Raw genomic sequence first — 17,758 nt, forward strand, 5'->3', positions numbered from 1 at the left:
ATAGTTTAATATACATTAGCTTCAAAAACCAAACGTACTAGGAGGAGAAAAAATCTTATGCATTTAAAACAAAAAATTCTTGGCTCTGCATTGAGCAGCCTGGTGATGACATCATCTGTTGCCATGGCTCCGGTAAGTGCTGATCGCTCTGTTACGAATTCACCCGTCAAGCACACTGTCGTCATCTTTCAGGAAAATCGGACTTTTGATAACTACTGGGGGACTTATCCTTATGCTCCGGGATTTCACGCAATAAGCGGGACTCCGCAAGATGTAGTTAATTTCAAGCATGTATCGGACAATGTTGTAAAGGATGTATCGGGCAATGTCTACAATCCTGATGATAACGGGAACCCGGTGTATCCGTGGCATGATACGGGAAAAGCCAAAATTCAACAACCTGACGTCAACCATGGCTACGCTGACATGATCGCCATGGTGGATGGCGGAAAAATGGACAAGTTCTATACCATGAATTCCAAAGGGACCAATCCTACCCGCGGAAAACTATCCATGTCCTATTTTGATTACAATGAAATCCCGGCCTATTGGCAATACGCTCAACACTATGCTTTGGCCGACAACTATTTCCAACCTGTTTCCGGTCCTTCTACTCCAGGTGCCTTTTATTTAATAGCCGCTCAATCCGGCAATGGATCTGACCCGGCTAACAATAATGTTCCTTCCTCGCAAATTACCAGTGATCCCAGTCCCAAAAACGGTCCGTTCGGCGGAGATAATCCAAAAGGACTTACGTACAATCTCACATATAAAAACATCGGTGATGAACTCACAGCCAACAATCAATCTTGGGCATGGTATGCGGGTGGATGGGATGCTGCCAAAGCTAATCCCGGCTCTCCGGAAGCCTTAAAATATTCGCCGCATCATAATCCGTTTCAATATTTCCAGAATTATGAAGATGGTAAATATATTCAAAATTTAAAGGACTATACTCATTTTTCTCAGGACGTTGCGAACGGGACTCTGCCGACAGTTAGTTTTATAAAAGGCGGTTACGGTGACGATGAACATCCGGGATTAGGAAATCAAAGTACACCATCCGCAGAAGATTTTACCGTCAAAACGATCAATCAAATCATGAATAGCCCTTACTGGAAAGACACGGCTATAATTGTCACTTACGACGAAGGCGGCGGGTTTTACGACCATGTTGCTCCACCTGAAGCTGTTAAAACTGCAGACGGTCTCATAGGAAACAGCACACGAGTTCCGGCATTAGTGATTTCGCCTTACTCAAAGCAAAACTATGTAAGCCATGTGCAGTATGATCATACGTCTATCTTGAAATTCCTTGAATGGAATTATAATTTGCCTGCATTAAACAATCGCGATAAAAATGCCAACAATCTGCTGGATATGTTCGATTTTAAACATCCAAACGCTAAGCCGTATGTGTATCAACTAGGAGCCGCAGTGGATCCGAAAAGTGATTATTACCATAACATCAACGGTGAAATTGACCTGAATGGCGCAAAAAAAGAGGACACAACCATTACCCTGATAAATAATGCCGACCGTACCGTACAAACGGCAAAATATGGACAAACTCTTGCCTCCCAGTATGGGGACTTCGGTCTGACTGCGTTGGAAACCGCTAACGGTAAACTTCAGTATCATTTTCAAGTTCCAAGCGGTACTTTTATCGTTAAGGTACGCAGTGGAAATAACACATCAAGCGCAACTATAACAACAAACAGCGTTAACACGATGACTTACAATGGCGTAACCTTTTATAATGATAAATCTGATCATAAGCTAGTACGCGGCAGCAACGGCAATAATGACAATAATGAAGACAGCAATGAAAATGTGAATGATGTTGACGATGGATCTAAATAATCTAAAGCCTGGGAAGAGCCAACTATTTCCCAGGCTTTTCCCTTTTTTTTGCAGTAATAAAGATAAAGGTTCAATCCGCGTTAGCTTTATTGTCTTCAGCTTTTCTGAAATACCATACAACTAGTGCACCTACAATTAATAAGATTAGTATAACCAACAGGTAACTGTGGATCTTTTCGGTAACGACATGCCAATGAACTCCCAAAAAGGTACCTAATGTAATAAAAGAAATGGACCAGAGAAAGGACCCGGGTGCCGCATATACGATGAAATTGGGGTAAGACCATTTGCTGATACCTGCAAAATAAGCCGTTAAATGGCGAACTCCAGGAATAAAGTATCCTATAAGCACTGCGAATTTTCCAAATCTTTGGAACCAGTTGTGAGCTCGATCCAACTTCGCTTTGGTAATAAGGAATTTACTACCGTGCTTCTCCAATAGCGGGTAACCAAATTTATACCCGATAAAATAGCTCACAGACATGCCGGTAAAGCTGCCTGCCGTTGAAACTATAACGGTAATCAAATAGTTAAGCTTTCCTTGTGAGATCAAGTATCCTGCAAACGTCATAATGAACTCATCAGGTATAGGCAAGCCTATAATTCCAAGCACTAAAGCAGCAAAAATGCCAATATAGCCAAAATGGGCAATAAACAATAAAAGGTTATGCTTCATCCAATTGGTACCTCCATTAATGACCCACACCTATTTTGGAAACAAGAATACTCCATAGTTAAAGTATTACCCCAAAACGCATAAACTCCTCGGTAACAAGGATAAACGGCTAAGCCGTCCTAAAAGACGAGCGCGTTTGTCAAGGTTGATGCGAAGCAAGATAAGTTTATAAAACTTATACTTTCTGATCAAAAGAAAAAAGACCGCCGCAGCGATCCTTTAATTACATCAAGAATCATGTTTTTTTTAAACAAACAAAAAGCTTAAGCTACCGTTCTACGACGATCTCCGCACTAAATTTCTTCGTCGTTTCGTCCCATGCTAAATCGATCAATAAACGATCCGCTTCGAACGAGTAATAGGACGACAAATACGTGGCTACTGCATCGATGACATCTTGCTGACTCAAGTAATGATTGAATCCGTGGATTCTTCCACTTGCTGATATTCCGGAATCAAAAATAAGCTCGACCTCTTTGACTTGATGAGGCTCGCTTCCTTCAACGAAGCCTCTATTCTCTTTGGCAGCAATAAATACATGAACTGAATCCACTACATCCTGTTCATCAAAAAGAATTTTCATAATGCGTTATCTCCTTCTAACAATCAGTCTGAAAACAAAAACCAATAGCCAAATGATAAATAATATGATAATTACATCCAGAAACAAAGTAAGGAATGAGAACGGTTGATGCACATAACCTCCCCCGTTTTGTGGATAATATCCTCCCCAGGGATGAATCATAGATCCAAGCATAGTACCCGCTGCAAACGCACCAACAACAGGCCAGAAATGACTTGTGCGATAACTGGGCGGAGGAGAATTAGAATAAGTGCTACCCCCATAATAAGTTTTTCCAGAATACGGACTTACTCTGCTTCCATCCACGGCATTAGACGGACGTTGAGCACCCGTGCTATAGGTTGAGCCGTTTTTAGTTACATCATTACTAGAACTGGATGTACTAGGTACTGTCGATTTATTGGACGCTCCTCCACTAAAACCTGACGATGGACTTGGATTTACGGATGAAGAAGGTGAACTTGATCCTTGGCTGGTACTGCCGCTTGTTGTTGATTTACTGCTCGACCCGCTGCCTGGGGACGTACTTGTGGAAGGGCTGGTTTTTGAACTTGATCCAGGGGAAGTTGAAAACGTCCCCGACCTTACCGAAGTGCTCGGAGCGCTTCCTGTACTTTTTCCCGAGGATTTTGTTGTTGCGTATGCCATTGAGCTGTTTGCGACTAAAAGTAAGGCCACCATTATCGTTAAAATCTTCTTTTTCACTTTATAGTTCCTCCCTCCTGATTACCATAAAAATATAATTGACTGAGGCTAGTTTTTTGCAACTTTTGTTTTAGCTGTTTTGACCGCTTTCTTAAGTGCTTTTTTGGCATTGACATTTGTGTGACTCACCGTTTGCTTCTTGGTATGGGTTGAATTTTTCACAGTTTTTTTCTTTACAGCAGCAGCATGAACCGTTTTTTCACTGGATTTAGTATTCGTAGGTGAAGCAGCAAAAGCAGAGCCGGTAAAACTAAACAATAGACAAGCGGAAAGTCCAAGTACAAGCAATTTCTTCATGTAGATTATGCCACCTTTTCTTTTTTGGTTTAAGTTAGATTTGTATTTTAAGTCATCATACATAAAGGATGGGGAACTAAGCTTAATATATTTACAATGTCAGCGACATTATACTACAGTTTTGTGAGAAATACATGAGAAAAAAGCATGAGAAGAAAATTGGATCAAGCCCTTGACACTCGGGAGTCTCATCAAGTATATTAAAAGAACTTGCAAAAGGAAGCACCTGTAAGATTTGGCGTATCCCGTCAATCATACAGGTGCTTTTTGCGTTTTCTATGTTCTCAATTAATGGGGGATTATTCATGCTAACAGTCCAAAGAATCTCTGTGTTCATTCTCATTTTCATCCTGACGTTTTCAGCCCCATACTTGGCGTCCGCCGCATCCATTGAGATAACACCTGCCGTCAAGGCCTCCCTGGATAAGACTATTGCAGCCGCAGATCGAAATAAAGCAGCTCAAATAACAAGACTGTACAACGATTTTATAGCTCTAAACGATCAAAATGTGATCAATGAAGGTCAAATCAAATACTTGCACGATGCCAATGAGCAATCCCTGCTTCACTTGAACAAACAAATGAAAAAGATCGATGCCGATAAAATCAATCGATTGGATGCCCAAGTCAAGCAGGCGCGGGACCGTTACAAGCCATTGCTCGCAAGCTATACTTCTGTCAATAAACAAATCAGTTTAGCACGAATGACAGGAAATAAAACATTGATTTCATTTCTAACACCAAGGCCGATGTATTGAGACCCGCCACTCAACTGGCACGGGACGATATCAATATGAAAGAAGCGAATCTTGCCGACGCCAAGAAGAGTTCAGCCAAAACCGTAAGCATCATAAGATCAACATTGGACGAAATTGATCCCATCAAAGTAAAGATCAAATCAGAAAACAGCTCCAGCTCAGCTTCAAAAAAAGCATTATCCTCTGTATGGAAAACCTTCACCAAGTCCGTGAATAAAGCAAACCCCTCCGGCACAGCGGATGCATTATCCGGGACGATATCCCTGTATCGTGAAATCGTGGAGCGAAAGCAAAAAATCATCAACCTTGAAAACAAGGTCAATGATCTTATCGCAAAGGCCAGAGAACAGATTCCTGTTGAATAATTTAAGCGTTTTAATTCAATTTCCAGAAACCTTGATCTGTTTAGATCAGGGTTTTTTGTCGATTTACAGTTTTATAGTAGATAAACATTTGATAAAATTAAATTAATAAAACTGATTTTTTGTGGAAAGCCGGAGGAATAAGTCAATGCAAAAATTGGGAAGAAATGATCCATGCCATTGCGGAAGCGGGAAAAAGTATAAGAAATGCTGTCTGTCCAAGGATGAAGCCGCCAATATTACACGAATTACCGTGAACAGTTCCCCATTAACCGAAGCGGAGATTTACGAATCCGTTATCGATCGTGAGCTCAAATGGGACAACCCTCTTTATTTAATCACGGCTCACATGCTGGTTAAGAATATGGCCGCCGAGTATCCGCAACATGAAGTAATCACAGCCATCCGGTTGTGGAACGATTTTGCCAACCATGAACAGCCTGTTATCAAAAAAGCTGGTGTTTTTCCAGCCGCTGTTGAATATTGTTTCTCTCTGATTTACGGGTATGAAACAACCCAATTATCCTTGTCGGAAAAATATAACGTATCTGTCGCGGCCATCTCTCAGCGCAGCAATCAAATCATGGATTACTTGGATGATCAAATGCCACCCGTTCCTGATCAAAAGTTTGCACCACAGGTTTCATTGGGTGGACAGGGAATGGAGAAGGATCTGCAGCAGATAACAGCATTGCTTGAAGAGCAAAATTTCACTTCCATGGATGAGGCGAATGATTATCTCAAGCAGCTTAATCTAAATCAGAACCAAACAGGAAGCAAGAAAAATCCTTCCAAAAAAGATCAAGCTCAAGATCTCATCTATGATGCGTGGGACGAGCCTAATGTGAAGAAACGTATTCAAATGGCCAAAGATGCTCTGATCCTTTTTCCTGATACCGCCGATGCATACAATATTCTTGCCGAAAACGCGGCGGCCACGGTCAAAGAATCGGCCTATTATTACAAACAGGGGATATTGGCTGGCGAACGTGCATTGGGCGAAGCTTTTTTCAAAAAGAACAAGGGATATTTTTGGGGACAGCTTGAAACACGCCCTTATATGAGGGCCAAAATGGGCTATGCTGAGGCATGCACAAGTATGGAAAATACATCGGAAGCGATAAAGCATTATAAAGAACTGTTGGAGTTAAACCCCAATGATAATCAAGGAGTACGCGATTTGTTGCTGCTTGCTTACTTGGAAACCGGAGATTGGAAAAATGGCGCAGCTCTCATCAACAAATATAAGAATGATAACACGGCAAGTTTTAATTATAACCGTATGCTTATTGAATATGGACTTCATGGATTATCGGTCAAGCTCAAATCTCTATTAAAAGATGCCAGGAAACAGAATCCATACGTTCACGGCTACCTTCTGGCCAAGAAGCGTATTCCTCGACAGACACCGGAATATATAGGTTTTGGGGATGATCGGGAAGCTGTAATTTATGCGCAAATACATCATCATTTGTGGCATAGAAAACCTGAATTACTGCACTGGTTGGGGCAAAATATCTAAGCCGAAGCTATGACAAAGGACACCCGAAAGGTGTCCTTTGTTATTTGCTTGAGGAAGTCCAGTTGACGAGAAATATGCCGATAATAATGAAGAAGCCTCCCAAATACACAAACCATTGGACTACTTCACCAAGTATCACCCAACCTGACAAAACGCCAAAAAACGGGGCCAAAAACAAAAAAGCACTTGTTTTTCCAGGTTCCCCTTGGCTCAACAGATAGTACCAAGTGGCAAATTGTACAATGGAGCTCATAATGGCAAGGTACAAAACGATCGATACGGACGCTGTATTGATGATGATTTTCGGAGATTCCAAGGTAACTCCCATCACTAACAAGAGCAAACCGCCGAATAGCATCTGGTAAGACGTTAACACCCAGATCTCGAACCGAGCTCCCCATTTTTTCACCAGGATGGTGGCGATTGCCCAGGAAAGTGCTGAACCCAGCCCCAGTAAAGTCCCGGTTTTCAATTGCAGATGGAATCCAAGAGTTACAACCACACCCAAAAATCCAATCACAACCCCGATCCATTGATAGAATCGATATCTCATTCCAAGAAACCATGTTCCGAGCAGGACAACCAGGAGAGGATTGACAAAGGTTAGAATGGAAGACTCCCCGGCGGAAATCGTACGTAAGCTTAAAAAAATACATCCCATCACCGCCGCTGTCTGAAAAAAGCCCACAAGAAAAACTTTTATCCAATCATCAGTTGATACGGGAAGTCTTTTCCTCACCCATAGAGCCATGAGAAGGCCAGCAATCGTAAAGCGGAGCCCGACTAGCAGAAGCGGAGAGAAATAGGATAACCCCAATTTCCCCACAGCAAAGGAAGATCCCATTAGTGAAGTGGCAAGTACAACAAGCATTCCATAAAAAACCGGTTTCATAGTTTCCCCCTCAGGCGTATTACATTCATTTGTGATTGTAGCATGATAATAATTCGGTTATGATCGAAGTATGAATGTAAATTAACCAGCTTGCTGTAGCAAGCTGCTTGGAGGCTTGGAAAAATGAGCTCGATCCCTAATATTATAGAGGTTGCTTCTCTAATAGGTGATCCCTCCCGCATTGCAATGCTAGTAAGCTTACTTGGAGGAAAAGCATTGCCTGCCAGCGAATTGGCCAGCACCGCTCGAATTTCACCGCAGACAGCCAGCTCGCACCTTGCGAAGCTTGTGGAAGGCGGTCTGCTTCGCCATGAGTCCTATGGACGGCATAAATATTTTCGTTTAGCCAGCAGCGAGGTTGCAAACGCTTTGGAGGCCCTGCAAGCCATTGCTCCTCAAAAGCCTGTTCGATCACTCCGAGAATCAGATCAGTTAAAAGCATTGCAATATGCTCGTACCTGCTATGACCATCTGGCAGGCAAAATCGGTGTTGCCCTGACCGACAAGCTTCTTGAATTGAAGCTGATTGAGGAATCCGGGAAAGATTTTATTTTGAATGAAGCAGGAAAAAAGAGATTGAAACAATTCGGAGTGGAAGTCGAAGGAAGTATCAAGAGCCGCAGGCATTTTGCTCGCCAATGTTTGGATTGGAGCGAACGCCGGTATCATTTGGCGGGAAGCTTAGGAGCCGCACTTACCACTCGGCTGTTCGAACTTGAGTGGATCGAAAAGTTGCCAGATGGCAGGGCAGTACGTGTAACCGAGGCCGGAATTAATGGGCTGTCTGAAGAGTTTGGACTGATCAAGATACTTTAAGACATACGACGGCGGAGCAGGAAAAATTTAGTTGACGACAGGGGTGCCTTAGTCGCTCCTACTTGCGCCGACCGAACCTTGTCTTACCCCACGGTTTGTACACGGAGATGACCGTGGCAGCCCCCAGCATGAGCAAATGGGCCACGGTCAAAGAGATCAGAAGGCTCGGCGGCGACAATGCGATTCCGAGGATCGTGCCGTTATTCATCGACTGTCTGGAAAGTGCAGAGATGGACAGACGGATAAAACGTTCATCGAGCTGTACCGCGGTCACGATTACCCCTACTGTCAGCACGAGCTTGGTCACGATCCAGTAATGCTGAAGCAAGCCCCATTTCGTGCCCAAAGAAAGGAGGACGCCGCTAACGAATGTAGTTATGGCCATAATAGGAAATGCAATGTTCAGCTTTTCCATGGCTAGGTATAATGCCACAGAGAGATCCGGGGCGCTGGTCGTAATGGCTGCTAGCTCGAGGATGAGCTTGGCGAAAGCAGTGCCCAGCCATCCGACGGATACGATGATGTGCGAGGCGAGCAAGAACTTGTACATGGATGGCGAGACCCTTCGTTCACCATTTTTGTTACGAGAAAACAAGGTTTTCATCCCCCTTTCAATCAAGTAAGATTCCTAATTCAATGATAAAAGGTGTGTCTAAATGGACTCTAAAAAAAATCTAAAAAATGTATAAATAATGAAAGCTGATTCTTTTAACTCCAAAAAAAATAAGCGACCCATTTCACGGACGTGTGAATGGATCGCTATACCGAAATCCCGGTAATCGGCGTGACTATGCCTTAATATTTTTAATGAAATCTAAAATGCATGATGCCGCTTCCTCGTAACTAACCAACTGCTTTTCCTTATTTCTCCGTTCAATAAATTCAACTTTTCCTTGGACGGCATCCTTACCAATGACTATTCGAAAAGGAATACCAATAAGATCTGAATCCTTGAATTTGACTCCCGGCCGCTCATCTCTATCATCAATCAGAACTTCTATACCTTGAGCAATCAGATGTGTACGGAGCTCTTCTGCTGCTTTCATTTGGTATTCGTCTACAACCGAGATTGGTATGATATGAACATGAAACGGTGCTAGTGAATAGGGCCAGATTATACCTTGTTCATCGTGATTTTGTTCGATAACAGCTGAAAGAATTCGCGATAAACCAATTCCATAACAACCCATTATCATAACTTGTTCTTTGCCTGAAGAATCTAAAAAAGTCGCAGAGAGTTTCTTGCTGTATTTTGTACCGAGTTTAAATACATGCCCAATTTCTATCCCTCGGTAAAACTTAAGGATTCCCTCATGACAACGAGGACAAGTCTCACCTTCCGTAACATTACGGAAATCACCCGCATGATCCATTTTAAAATCTCTTTCTGGCCGAACATGACGAAAATGATAATCTTGTTTGTTAGCGCCTGCAATCCCATCATTCATATTCGCTACAGTCTTGTCGACTAAGATTTGCAAGTTTAGACCAATTGGACCTATAAATCCAATAGGCATCCCCATTAAAGATTTCACCATTTGCGAATCCGCAAGCTCAATGTTATCTGCTCCAAGATAATTCTTAACTTTAGTCTCATTTACTTCATGATCCCCTCTTACTAATACCGCGACAGCCTTACCGTCAACGAGATAAACCAGGGTATTTATGATATCGGCGGATTCGATTTCCAAAGATTTTACTAGTTGATCAATCGTACGGAGATCAGGTGTATGAAACATTTCAATCTCTGCTGACATTGATGCGGCAGGCTCCATAGTTCTAAAGCTAGATTCAGCTTTTTCCAGATTAGCCGCGTATTTGCATCGCATGCAAGTGACAACAGTATCCTCTCCAATACCCGCTAGCGCCATAAACTCATGGGTTCCGCCTTCACTGCCAATTGATCCAGCATCAGCCTCTACAGCACGATAATCTAATGTGCATCTGCCGAATATTCGATTGTAAGCATCAAACATCTTCCAATACGAATGATCAAGTCCTTCCCAATCCTTGTCAAACGAATAAGCATCTTTCATAAGAAATTCTCTGCCGCGCAGCAGCCCAAATCGAGGACGTCGTTCATCTCGAAATTTTGTTTGGATTTGGTATAGCGTCAATGGTAATTTACGATATGAGTTTACCTCATTCCGCACCAGTGCAGTTACTACCTCTTCATGTGTGGGACCTAGGGCGAATTCCCGTTCATTTCGGTCACGCAATCGAATTAATTCCGGACCATATACGGAATATCTCCCGGATTCATTCCATAGTTCAGCAGGCTGCATGGCAGGCATAAGCACCTCTTGAGCATCTGCCCTATCCATTTCCTCACGAACGATTTGTTCCACCTTACGGAGGACTCGCCTGCCCAGCGGCAAATAAGTATAAATGCCCGCCGCTAATTTCCGGATATATCCAGCTCGCAGCATCAATTGATGGCTGATCGCCTCGGCTTCTGACGGCGATTCACGTAAGGTCGTTAATAGTAAAGTACTTTGGCGCACGATTGCAGCCTCCTTTTTATAAACAAATAAAAAACAAAAAAACACATCCGTCAGGGACGAATGTGTCGTGATACCACCCTATTTCAATCACCACATCGATTAATAATGGCGATCCTCGATCAGATAACGGTCGACACCGGCAACGGTTCATTTATTCTCCGCTGCAGCTCACCAGGTGGGAAGAAATTCAATCGGATGAGAAACCTTTCAACCTATGGGTTTCTTTTCTGTACCTCGATTGTTGAACTTCTATTCCTAGATCAAAGCTCTTTCTATTCATTACAATTTTAATTAATATTCACACAATAAGTAAGCTGTAGTCAAGTGCAAAGTTGCTTAGGGCCTTGCAGAAGTACCATCTGGCAGACGGGCTAAAGTCCATGCAGGGTTCTCGTTTTTGCATGGGTATTTGGCAGCCAGCTCTTCGTTAATGTCTACACCTAGTCCGGGAAGATCATTAGGGTACATAAAGCCATTTCTTACTTCCGGAGTACCGGGAAATACTTCCCGCAGTCGATCTGTCGGTCCGTACCATTCCTGGATACCAAAGTTACTCATGCCGATGCTCAAATGTAAATTTGCCGCATGACCCACAGGGGAAACATCTCCCGGACCATGCCACGCCGTACGTATGCTGTATGCTTCGCAAAGATGAGCCAGCTTCTTCGCGGGCGTAATGCCGCCGATTGCACTGATATGGCAGCGGATAAAGTCAATTAAGCCTTCGGAAATAAGGGGCATCCACTCCCGCGGATTGACGAACAATTCCCCAATGCCGATCGGCGTGGCACATTGGCTGCGAATCATTCGAAACCAATCCAGCTGCTCAGGGGCAAGCGGGTCCTCGAGGAAAAACAACCGGTATGGCTCGAGCTGCTTGGCAAGTCGAACTGCTTCAATCGGCGACAATCGTTCATGGACGTCATGTATAAACTCCGGTTCAAAGCCGACTTTGTTCCTCAGATGCTCAAGCATCCGCGGCACGCTTCTTGCATAAACGTCCGGGTCGAAGTAGGCCCCGGGCAAGGCGTTCTCCGGGGATTGAACCTTGGCGTGCCGCCCGCCGTATCCGCCCATTTGACAACGAATGTACTTGTAACCTTGTTCCATGTAGGCTCGGACATTCTCTTCCACTTCGTGCTCGTCTCTTCCGTCCGCATGCCGGTATACGGCAGCGCCTTCTCGGCATTTGCCTCCCCATAGCTGATAAAGGGGCATGCCCGCCAGCTTGCCCTTTATATCCCAAAGCGCCATATCAACACCGGAAAGGGCATTATTGAGCACTGGCCCATTCCGCCAATAAGAATGAACCATCCCTGTCTGCCAGATATCCTCGATACGCTGCGGATCCTTGCCGATCAGAAACGGCTTCAAATATTCCTCAATAGCTGTATGTACCACTGCATGCCGTTGTGTAAACGTAGCGCAACCCAAACCAAAAAGCCCTGGCTCGTTGGTTTCGATTTTAACCACGACCAGATTGGACCTCTCCGGAGCAGTCAAAATCGTTTTTACGTCGCGAATTTGTAATTGTTTCATGTTTATCGTCTCCCTTATTGATGAATGTATCCCCAGCCGTATCCGGCTTCCGGACTTATGTCTTCGGGCATTCCCGGCAAAATAAGGCCGCCGTCCACCCGTAATGTTATACCAGTGATGTAAGCAGCTTCTTCGGAACATAGCCATGCTACGGCATTGCCTATATCAGTTGGGGTTCCCATTCGGCCTAACGGAATTTTCATCCCTAATTTATTGCCTCTCTCCGTATTGGCTTCTCTGGCAATGGCTCCTGGGGCCACACAATTAACCCGAATGCCTAATGAGGCAAACTCCAGCGCCATAGTTTCCGCAGCCCGCGTCAGGGCCGCCTTCATACTCCCATATATACTGTCAAAAGGATAGGCCCGAGCAGCGCGAGTTGATGTAATATGCACGATACTCCCACCCGTCGACATATGAGCAGCAGCCTGCTGAGACATTAGTATAGCACCCAGATAATTAACCTGGATTATACGCATAGTGTCCTCCAGTCTCATCTCGGTTAGCTTCTTGTAGGAATGGGTCGCCGCATTGTTTACCAAGACATCAATCTGGCCAAACTCCTCTACAGCCTTCTTCCAAAAGAGAGCAGGAGTCTGCGAATCGGATAGATCTCCCTTCACGACGACACACCTTTGTTTAAATTGGTTTTGGATCGAATCTGAAACTTGACTGGCTTGCTCCTCTTCATTCAAATGAGTAATCAACAGATCATATCCCCGGCTGGCTAATGAATAGGCGATCCCTTTTCCAATCCCGTAGCTTGCTCCTGTGACAATCGCCGCTTTTGATCTCATGCTCATTTCTCCTCCAAATCCATAAAATGTATTCTAACCTACGGTCCGATAACGCATAAATGAACCCCTCGCGAAAGCTCAGGGTTCCATTCATTAACCTTTATTATATTGGTGGTCAGTCGCAACTACAATGTCAATTATTACGAACATTATGACAATTCTCATCAACTTTTTCCGGATTGATCACATGGGAACTGAAAGTATCAACATCTCCATTAATCGATGACCTATTCATCCATTTATTTGCTTTTTTCTAGGAAAGAGCAGCTCTACTTTGGTTCCCATATTTAGCTTAGAATCTATTCGGATGGTGCCGCCGTGTGCTTCTACAATCCATTGAGCTATGGACAAGCCAAGCCCTGTCCCCCCTTCGGAACGGGATCTGACTTTGTCACCGCGATAAAATCGTTCAAAAACATGGGGCAGTTCATTCTCTGCAATTCCGCAGCCGTTGTCTGACACACTGATATAAACGAAATGGGATTGATATCGACCAACAATCTCAATTTGTCCTTCTGGTGATGTATACTTCAATGCATTATCCAGCAGGATAATAAGAAGCTGTCTTATTCTGCCCTCATCTCCCCATAGGGACAGAGGTTCCTGAAGCTCCGTTATGATGTCGATCTCCTTAGTACTCGCTAATAACTGGAATTGCTTCGTAATATCTCGCAATAAGGAATCCAGCGCAATGGCGGATGATTGGATCTCCAACTGATTGGAATCGGTTCGAGCCAGCGTCAACAGATCGTCCAACAGCTTACTCATCCGCTTACTCTCTTTTAAGATAACAGCAATATTGGGACTCTCCTGTTCGATGGAATGTGCGGGATACCGGAAAAGCATCTCTGTTTGCGCGTGGATAACCGCCGTTGGCGTCCGCAGTTCATGAGAAGCGTCCGCGACAAAACGCTGCTGCTTTTCCCAGGAATTTCGTATGGGTACAAGCGCACGTCCAGCCAGAAATAATCCCGCGAAGATGGAAATGACTACGCCGGCGACAATCCCTGCGGCGATATCCCACATTAAGGAATGGAGCGTGCCGTATACATCTTCCATGCTCCTCACAATCCCGACGGAGGTAATCATACCCGAGTTCTGATTGTTATACGGAGATTGCAGCACCCGATAATTATGATTATTAGCAATTACTGTCCGAAGCGACATTGCATCCTGAGGGTCCTTAAATTGATTCACTATATCCGGGTTGAAGGATTGTTTGGGCAGCTGCGCGATCAGCTGGCCCTGGCTATTCCAGAATAGATACGTTGTCCTCTCATCCTGCTGGGGATCCGGATGATCGGATCGCAGCAATTCCGATAGATTGTGAAAGGATTGAATCCGGCTTTCTGCCTTTCTCAAAATTTCGTCTGCGTCATGGAATAATCGAAATTGCATATGAACTAACAACAAAGAGCTCAGTAGAGTGAGAACCAGAAAAAAAACAACGGCATTAAGAATGACAAGCCGTCTGCGAATTTTATTGAACATCTGACTCTCCTTTCAATAAATAACCGATCCCTCGCACTGTCCGAAGAAAGGTGCCGGCACCATTGGCAGCGAGCTTTTTGCGCAAATGATGGATATATACGTCGACTGCCGTCGTGGCAGACCCGGATTCAAAACCCCAAACTCGGTCAAAGATCTGTTCGCGGGTTAAAATCCGATTTTTATTGCATAAAAAAAATTCCAGTAATTCATATTCGGTTGCCGTCAAATTGAGCGGTGTCTCTCCGCTATAAGCTTCCCTTTCCGCAGGAGCAAGCCGGATCGGACCACAGATCAGATCACCTTCCTGACCGATGGTGCCTCGCCTCCTTAGTACGGCTCTTGATCTTGCCAATAATTCCGATACTGCGAAAGGTTTTGTTACGTAATCGTCCGCTCCCGCGTCCAAACCAGCTACGCGATCTTCCACGCTGTCTCTAGCCGTTAATAGAATAATGGGAACCGACTTGAACTGGGACTTTAGTTTTTTTACGATTTCTATCCCGCTCATCCCGGGCAGCATGACATCGAGAACAATCAAATCGTGAATCCCCTGCTCAGCCAAATAATATCCTTCGTCGCCTGTCTCGGCCACATCCGTCAGGAAGGACTCGCTTTCGAAAATCTCGCGGATCACCTTGAGTAAAGAAGTATCATCTTCTATGATAAGCACGCGCATGCCGCTACCACCAATCGCCGGAATTTTAAATCAATTTTAACAGAAAGCCTGATTTTAAGAAAATTTAAAGGTTGCTCCATTATACTGGAGTTATTGAAAGAGATAGAGAATAGTCAGATTGGAGGGGATTTACATGGCTAAAATGAACAAAAAGTGGGTGGTCCTGTGTTCAACGGCCATTGCAGCGGTTTATACTGCCGGATATTTGTCTACAGAAACCCATGCATCCATTCCGCAATCACCACAAAGCATTGCTCAAGGCCAAACTAATAGCGTTCAATCAAAAAAAACATATAGCCTATATAAAGACGGTACCTACACGGGTATGGGAAGCAATCGGCGCGGATCGATTCAAGTGGCTGTAACTGTTAAGAACGATAAAATAACGGATGTTCAAGTCACCAATTTTGCCATGCATTATTCAGATAGTGACATAGTCGGGATGCCTGAAGAAGTAGTACAAAAACAAAGCGCGAAAGTGACGAATGTTTCTGGCGCAACGTACAGTACCCAAGCTTTTCAAAATGCCGTACAAGATGCACTCTCCCAGGCAAAATAATGGAGAATATGAGAAAGACGAAATTATATATGGATACGGTTGTAGATATTCAGGTAGTAACCGGAAAACGGAAATCAAATGAAGAAGCGGAAGCAAAAATGAATCAGGCTTTTGAGGCATTTCGAAAAGTAGAGCAAGCCTGCAGCCGTTTTAGTCCTGACAGCGAATTGATGGAAGCGTGTCATCGTATTGAAATCCCGGTTCCAATCAGCCCGTTTTTATTTGAACCCCTGAGGTTTGCTTGGGAAATGGCTGAATGGACGGATGGTGTATTTGACCCTACCGTGGGAAAAGTGATGGAAGAGCATGGATTCAATCGCCATTATTTAACTCGGCAATTGATCGAAAGTCCCGCTGCAGATTCCGTTACGTATCGGGATATTGTATTAAATGAACAAGATCACACCTTATATTTGCGTAAGCCGTTGGTAATTGATCTAGGAGCCGTGGCCAAAGGATTTGCCATCGATTTAGCGGCAAATGAGCTGAAAGAATTTGCAGGGTTTGTGGTCAATGCCGGCGGTGATCTGTTTGCAGGAGGGGTGGATGAACAGGGGAATCCCTGGGAAATAGGCATTCAGCATCCCGGGCGAAGTGAGGAAATCATTGACACCATTGAACTTTCCAATGAGGCTATTTGCACCTCTGGAAGCTACGAGCGTAAGAGCGCAAAAGTACCCGGAGCACATCACTTGATCCACCCCAAAACAAGACAATCGCCCGCTGAGTGGATCAGCTGCAGCGTCATCGCCCCTTTCGCCATGATGGCGGACGCTTTTTCGACTGCATCGTTTTTACTGGGTGCAGAAAGCGGAAAAACGTTGATTGAGCAATCAGAACTAAGAGGAATATTGATCACATCCGATTTACAAATCGTTAGAATAGGAGGGATATAAATGACAGTAAACCAATGGATCAAATCACCGAAGGGCTATGTCGTAATTGCCATGGTTGCTTACCTTCTTATGGCCTCCATCGGGTCACAAGACATGAAAGGCATAATAAACGCTGGCGTTGCCGTCAGTTTTTCTTTGGTCTTGGATATTCTCATTGGCCTTATTGAAAAAAGAAAAAGAATCATGCCGGATGGTGCTATTATAACAGGTTTAATCATTTCCTTGATCCTGAGCACAACAACCGACTGGTCTGTAGTTGCGGCAACTGCAGTTATCTCCATTTTATCCAAGCATCTTTTCGTCTATAAGAAAAAACCGATCTTCAATCCAGCGGTTTTTGGATTGCTTCTGTCCATTCGGATTTTTCACACTGGACAAAGCTGGTGGGGTTCATTCGGAGATCTTCCTGCCTGGACCATTGTGTTTCTTTTGATTGGGGGATACCTGGTAACTAACCGGATAAATAAATATCCCCAGGTTTTTTCATTTCTTGGAGTGTCGTTCGTTTTATTATATTTAATGAGCTATTTTAATGCAGGAGGTGTCTCTGACGCACTCCGACCGCCATTTATAAACGCTACCCTGTTCTTTGGCTTTTTTATGCTGACGGATCCACCTACTTCGCCAGCCAAAGTTAAGGATCAAATCATTTTCGGCGTCCTCGCCGCGGTAGCGGGAACCATTATATATGGTTTATTCGGAGGATTGATGTACATGTTTATCGGACTGCTGATTGGGAACCTTTATCACTTTCTTAAAACACGTTCATCTTTAAATGTAACGAGGGATGTTCGGCCTAAAAACCAGACCGTTACTTAGTCT

19 protein-coding genes are annotated in these 17,758 nt (G+C 44.1%); 9 read left to right on the forward strand and 10 right to left on the reverse strand.

What is annotated here, in order from left to right; translation table 11 throughout:
• Positions 1–57: 57 nt before the first annotated feature.
• Positions 58–1,863, forward strand: coding sequence for a phospholipase C (locus BLV33_RS09830; RefSeq protein ID WP_090790532.1), 1,806 nt, complete (start codon positions 58–60; stop codon positions 1,861–1,863).
• 70 nt (positions 1,864–1,933) lie between these two features.
• On the opposite strand, the gene BLV33_RS09835 is transcribed toward BLV33_RS09830, so the two are convergent.
• Together BLV33_RS09835 and BLV33_RS09840 are read right to left on the reverse strand one after the other, a co-directional pair.
• Positions 1,934–2,539, reverse strand: coding sequence for a DedA family protein (locus BLV33_RS09835; RefSeq protein WP_090790535.1), 606 nt, complete (start codon positions 2,537–2,539; stop codon positions 1,934–1,936).
• 268 nt (positions 2,540–2,807) lie between these two features.
• On the reverse strand, positions 2,808–3,122 hold the full coding sequence (locus BLV33_RS09840; RefSeq protein ID WP_090790536.1) for a DUF2653 family protein: 315 nt from the start codon (positions 3,120–3,122) through the stop codon (positions 2,808–2,810).
• A 400-nt stretch (positions 3,123–3,522) separates the two neighbouring features.
• On the opposite strand from BLV33_RS09840, the gene BLV33_RS09845 reads away from it, so the two are divergent.
• On the forward strand, positions 3,523–3,834 hold the full coding sequence (locus BLV33_RS09845; protein ID WP_090790538.1) for a hypothetical protein: 312 nt from the start codon (positions 3,523–3,525) through the stop codon (positions 3,832–3,834).
• 41 nt (positions 3,835–3,875) lie between these two features.
• Here the strand turns inward: BLV33_RS09845 and BLV33_RS09850 are convergent, their stop codons facing one another.
• Positions 3,876–4,124: a hypothetical protein gene (locus BLV33_RS09850; protein WP_090790540.1), complete on the reverse strand. Its 249-nt coding sequence runs from the start codon at positions 4,122–4,124 to the stop codon at positions 3,876–3,878.
• Positions 4,125–4,429: 305 nt separating this feature from the next.
• Here BLV33_RS09850 and BLV33_RS09855 point away from each other — a divergent pair, with 305 nt between their 5' ends.
• From BLV33_RS09855 to BLV33_RS09865, 3 genes are all read left to right on the forward strand, one after another.
• Complete coding sequence (locus tag BLV33_RS09855) at positions 4,430–4,882, forward strand: hypothetical protein (protein ID WP_090790542.1); 453 nt, start codon at positions 4,430–4,432, stop codon at positions 4,880–4,882.
• A gap of 35 nt (positions 4,883–4,917) precedes the next feature.
• Positions 4,918–5,247, forward strand: a complete 330-nt coding sequence (locus tag BLV33_RS09860; RefSeq protein ID WP_090790544.1) for a hypothetical protein — start codon at positions 4,918–4,920, stop codon at positions 5,245–5,247.
• Positions 5,248–5,392: 145 nt separating this feature from the next.
• Entirely contained in the window at positions 5,393–6,766 is a 1,374-nt protein-coding gene (locus BLV33_RS09865; RefSeq protein ID WP_090790546.1) for an SEC-C metal-binding domain-containing protein, read from the forward strand.
• Between the two features lie 40 nt (positions 6,767–6,806).
• Here BLV33_RS09865 and BLV33_RS09870 read toward each other — a convergent pair whose 3' ends face one another.
• Positions 6,807–7,658, reverse strand: coding sequence for a DMT family transporter (locus BLV33_RS09870; RefSeq protein WP_090790547.1), 852 nt, complete (start codon positions 7,656–7,658; stop codon positions 6,807–6,809).
• 123 nt (positions 7,659–7,781) lie between these two features.
• Here BLV33_RS09870 and BLV33_RS09875 point away from each other — a divergent pair, with 123 nt between their 5' ends.
• Positions 7,782–8,474, forward strand: a complete 693-nt coding sequence (locus BLV33_RS09875) for an ArsR/SmtB family transcription factor (RefSeq protein WP_090790549.1) — start codon at positions 7,782–7,784, stop codon at positions 8,472–8,474.
• Between the two features lie 58 nt (positions 8,475–8,532).
• Here the strand turns inward: BLV33_RS09875 and BLV33_RS09880 are convergent, their stop codons facing one another.
• From BLV33_RS09880 to BLV33_RS09905, 6 genes are all read right to left on the reverse strand, one after another.
• Positions 8,533–9,069, reverse strand: a complete 537-nt coding sequence (locus BLV33_RS09880; protein ID WP_090790550.1) for a hypothetical protein — start codon at positions 9,067–9,069, stop codon at positions 8,533–8,535.
• A 193-nt stretch (positions 9,070–9,262) separates the two neighbouring features.
• Complete coding sequence (locus BLV33_RS09885; protein WP_090790552.1) at positions 9,263–10,978, reverse strand: proline--tRNA ligase; 1,716 nt, start codon at positions 10,976–10,978, stop codon at positions 9,263–9,265.
• Positions 10,979–11,314: 336 nt separating this feature from the next.
• Positions 11,315–12,517, reverse strand: a complete 1,203-nt coding sequence (locus tag BLV33_RS09890) for an enolase C-terminal domain-like protein (RefSeq protein ID WP_090790554.1) — start codon at positions 12,515–12,517, stop codon at positions 11,315–11,317.
• Between the two features lie 14 nt (positions 12,518–12,531).
• Entirely contained in the window at positions 12,532–13,314 is a 783-nt protein-coding gene (locus tag BLV33_RS09895; protein WP_253187020.1) for an SDR family NAD(P)-dependent oxidoreductase, read from the reverse strand.
• A gap of 231 nt (positions 13,315–13,545) precedes the next feature.
• Complete coding sequence (locus BLV33_RS09900) at positions 13,546–14,805, reverse strand: sensor histidine kinase (protein WP_090790557.1); 1,260 nt, start codon at positions 14,803–14,805, stop codon at positions 13,546–13,548.
• On the reverse strand, positions 14,795–15,481 hold the full coding sequence (locus BLV33_RS09905; RefSeq protein ID WP_090790559.1) for a response regulator transcription factor: 687 nt from the start codon (positions 15,479–15,481) through the stop codon (positions 14,795–14,797). The genes BLV33_RS09900 and BLV33_RS09905 overlap by 11 nt, the downstream gene beginning before the upstream one ends.
• A 133-nt stretch (positions 15,482–15,614) precedes the next feature.
• On the opposite strand from BLV33_RS09905, the gene BLV33_RS09910 reads away from it, so the two are divergent.
• The 3 genes from BLV33_RS09910 to BLV33_RS09920 are packed head-to-tail and all read left to right on the forward strand — an operon-like array spanning position 15,615 to position 17,755.
• Positions 15,615–16,040 (forward strand): FMN-binding protein, encoded by a 426-nt coding sequence (locus BLV33_RS09910; RefSeq protein ID WP_090790560.1) that lies wholly within the window; start codon positions 15,615–15,617, stop codon positions 16,038–16,040.
• A gap of 8 nt (positions 16,041–16,048) precedes the next feature.
• A complete protein-coding gene (locus BLV33_RS09915) occupies positions 16,049–16,936 on the forward strand; it encodes an FAD:protein FMN transferase (RefSeq protein ID WP_090790562.1) in 888 nt (295 codons plus the stop codon).
• Positions 16,937–17,755, forward strand: a complete 819-nt coding sequence (locus BLV33_RS09920) for an RnfABCDGE type electron transport complex subunit D (RefSeq protein ID WP_090790564.1) — start codon at positions 16,937–16,939, stop codon at positions 17,753–17,755. It abuts the gene before it with no gap.
• The last annotated feature ends 3 nt before the right edge of the window (positions 17,756–17,758 follow it).

Source organism: Paenibacillus sp. GP183 (assembly GCF_900104695.1).
Lineage (GTDB): Bacteria > Bacillota > Bacilli > Paenibacillales > NBRC-103111 > Paenibacillus_AI.

Excerpts from the sequence above, each read along its gene's own strand:
- BLV33_RS09875 (WP_090790549.1), top strand. The coding sequence starts at position 7,782 with ATGAGCTCGATCCCTAATATTATAGAGGTTGCTTCTCTAATAGGTGAT.
- BLV33_RS09870 (WP_090790547.1), bottom strand. The coding sequence starts at position 7,658 with ATGAAACCGGTTTTTTATGGAATGCTTGTTGTACTTGCCACTTCACTA.
- BLV33_RS09920 (WP_090790564.1), top strand. The coding sequence starts at position 16,937 with ATGACAGTAAACCAATGGATCAAATCACCGAAGGGCTATGTCGTAATT.
- BLV33_RS09900 (WP_090790557.1), bottom strand. The coding sequence starts at position 14,805 with ATGTTCAATAAAATTCGCAGACGGCTTGTCATTCTTAATGCCGTTGTT.
- BLV33_RS09840 (WP_090790536.1), bottom strand. The coding sequence starts at position 3,122 with ATGAAAATTCTTTTTGATGAACAGGATGTAGTGGATTCAGTTCATGTA.
- BLV33_RS09915 (WP_090790562.1), top strand. The coding sequence starts at position 16,049 with ATGAGAAAGACGAAATTATATATGGATACGGTTGTAGATATTCAGGTA.
- BLV33_RS09835 (WP_090790535.1), bottom strand. The coding sequence starts at position 2,539 with ATGAAGCATAACCTTTTATTGTTTATTGCCCATTTTGGCTATATTGGC.
- BLV33_RS09830 (WP_090790532.1), top strand. The coding sequence starts at position 58 with ATGCATTTAAAACAAAAAATTCTTGGCTCTGCATTGAGCAGCCTGGTG.
- BLV33_RS09910 (WP_090790560.1), top strand. The coding sequence starts at position 15,615 with ATGGCTAAAATGAACAAAAAGTGGGTGGTCCTGTGTTCAACGGCCATT.
- BLV33_RS09895 (WP_253187020.1), bottom strand. The coding sequence starts at position 13,314 with ATGAGATCAAAAGCGGCGATTGTCACAGGAGCAAGCTACGGGATTGGA.
- BLV33_RS09865 (WP_090790546.1), top strand. The coding sequence starts at position 5,393 with ATGCAAAAATTGGGAAGAAATGATCCATGCCATTGCGGAAGCGGGAAA.
- BLV33_RS09905 (WP_090790559.1), bottom strand. The coding sequence starts at position 15,481 with ATGCGCGTGCTTATCATAGAAGATGATACTTCTTTACTCAAGGTGATC.
- BLV33_RS09890 (WP_090790554.1), bottom strand. The coding sequence starts at position 12,517 with ATGAAACAATTACAAATTCGCGACGTAAAAACGATTTTGACTGCTCCG.
- BLV33_RS09860 (WP_090790544.1), top strand. The coding sequence starts at position 4,918 with ATGAAAGAAGCGAATCTTGCCGACGCCAAGAAGAGTTCAGCCAAAACC.
- BLV33_RS09855 (WP_090790542.1), top strand. The coding sequence starts at position 4,430 with ATGCTAACAGTCCAAAGAATCTCTGTGTTCATTCTCATTTTCATCCTG.
- BLV33_RS09850 (WP_090790540.1), bottom strand. The coding sequence starts at position 4,124 with ATGAAGAAATTGCTTGTACTTGGACTTTCCGCTTGTCTATTGTTTAGT.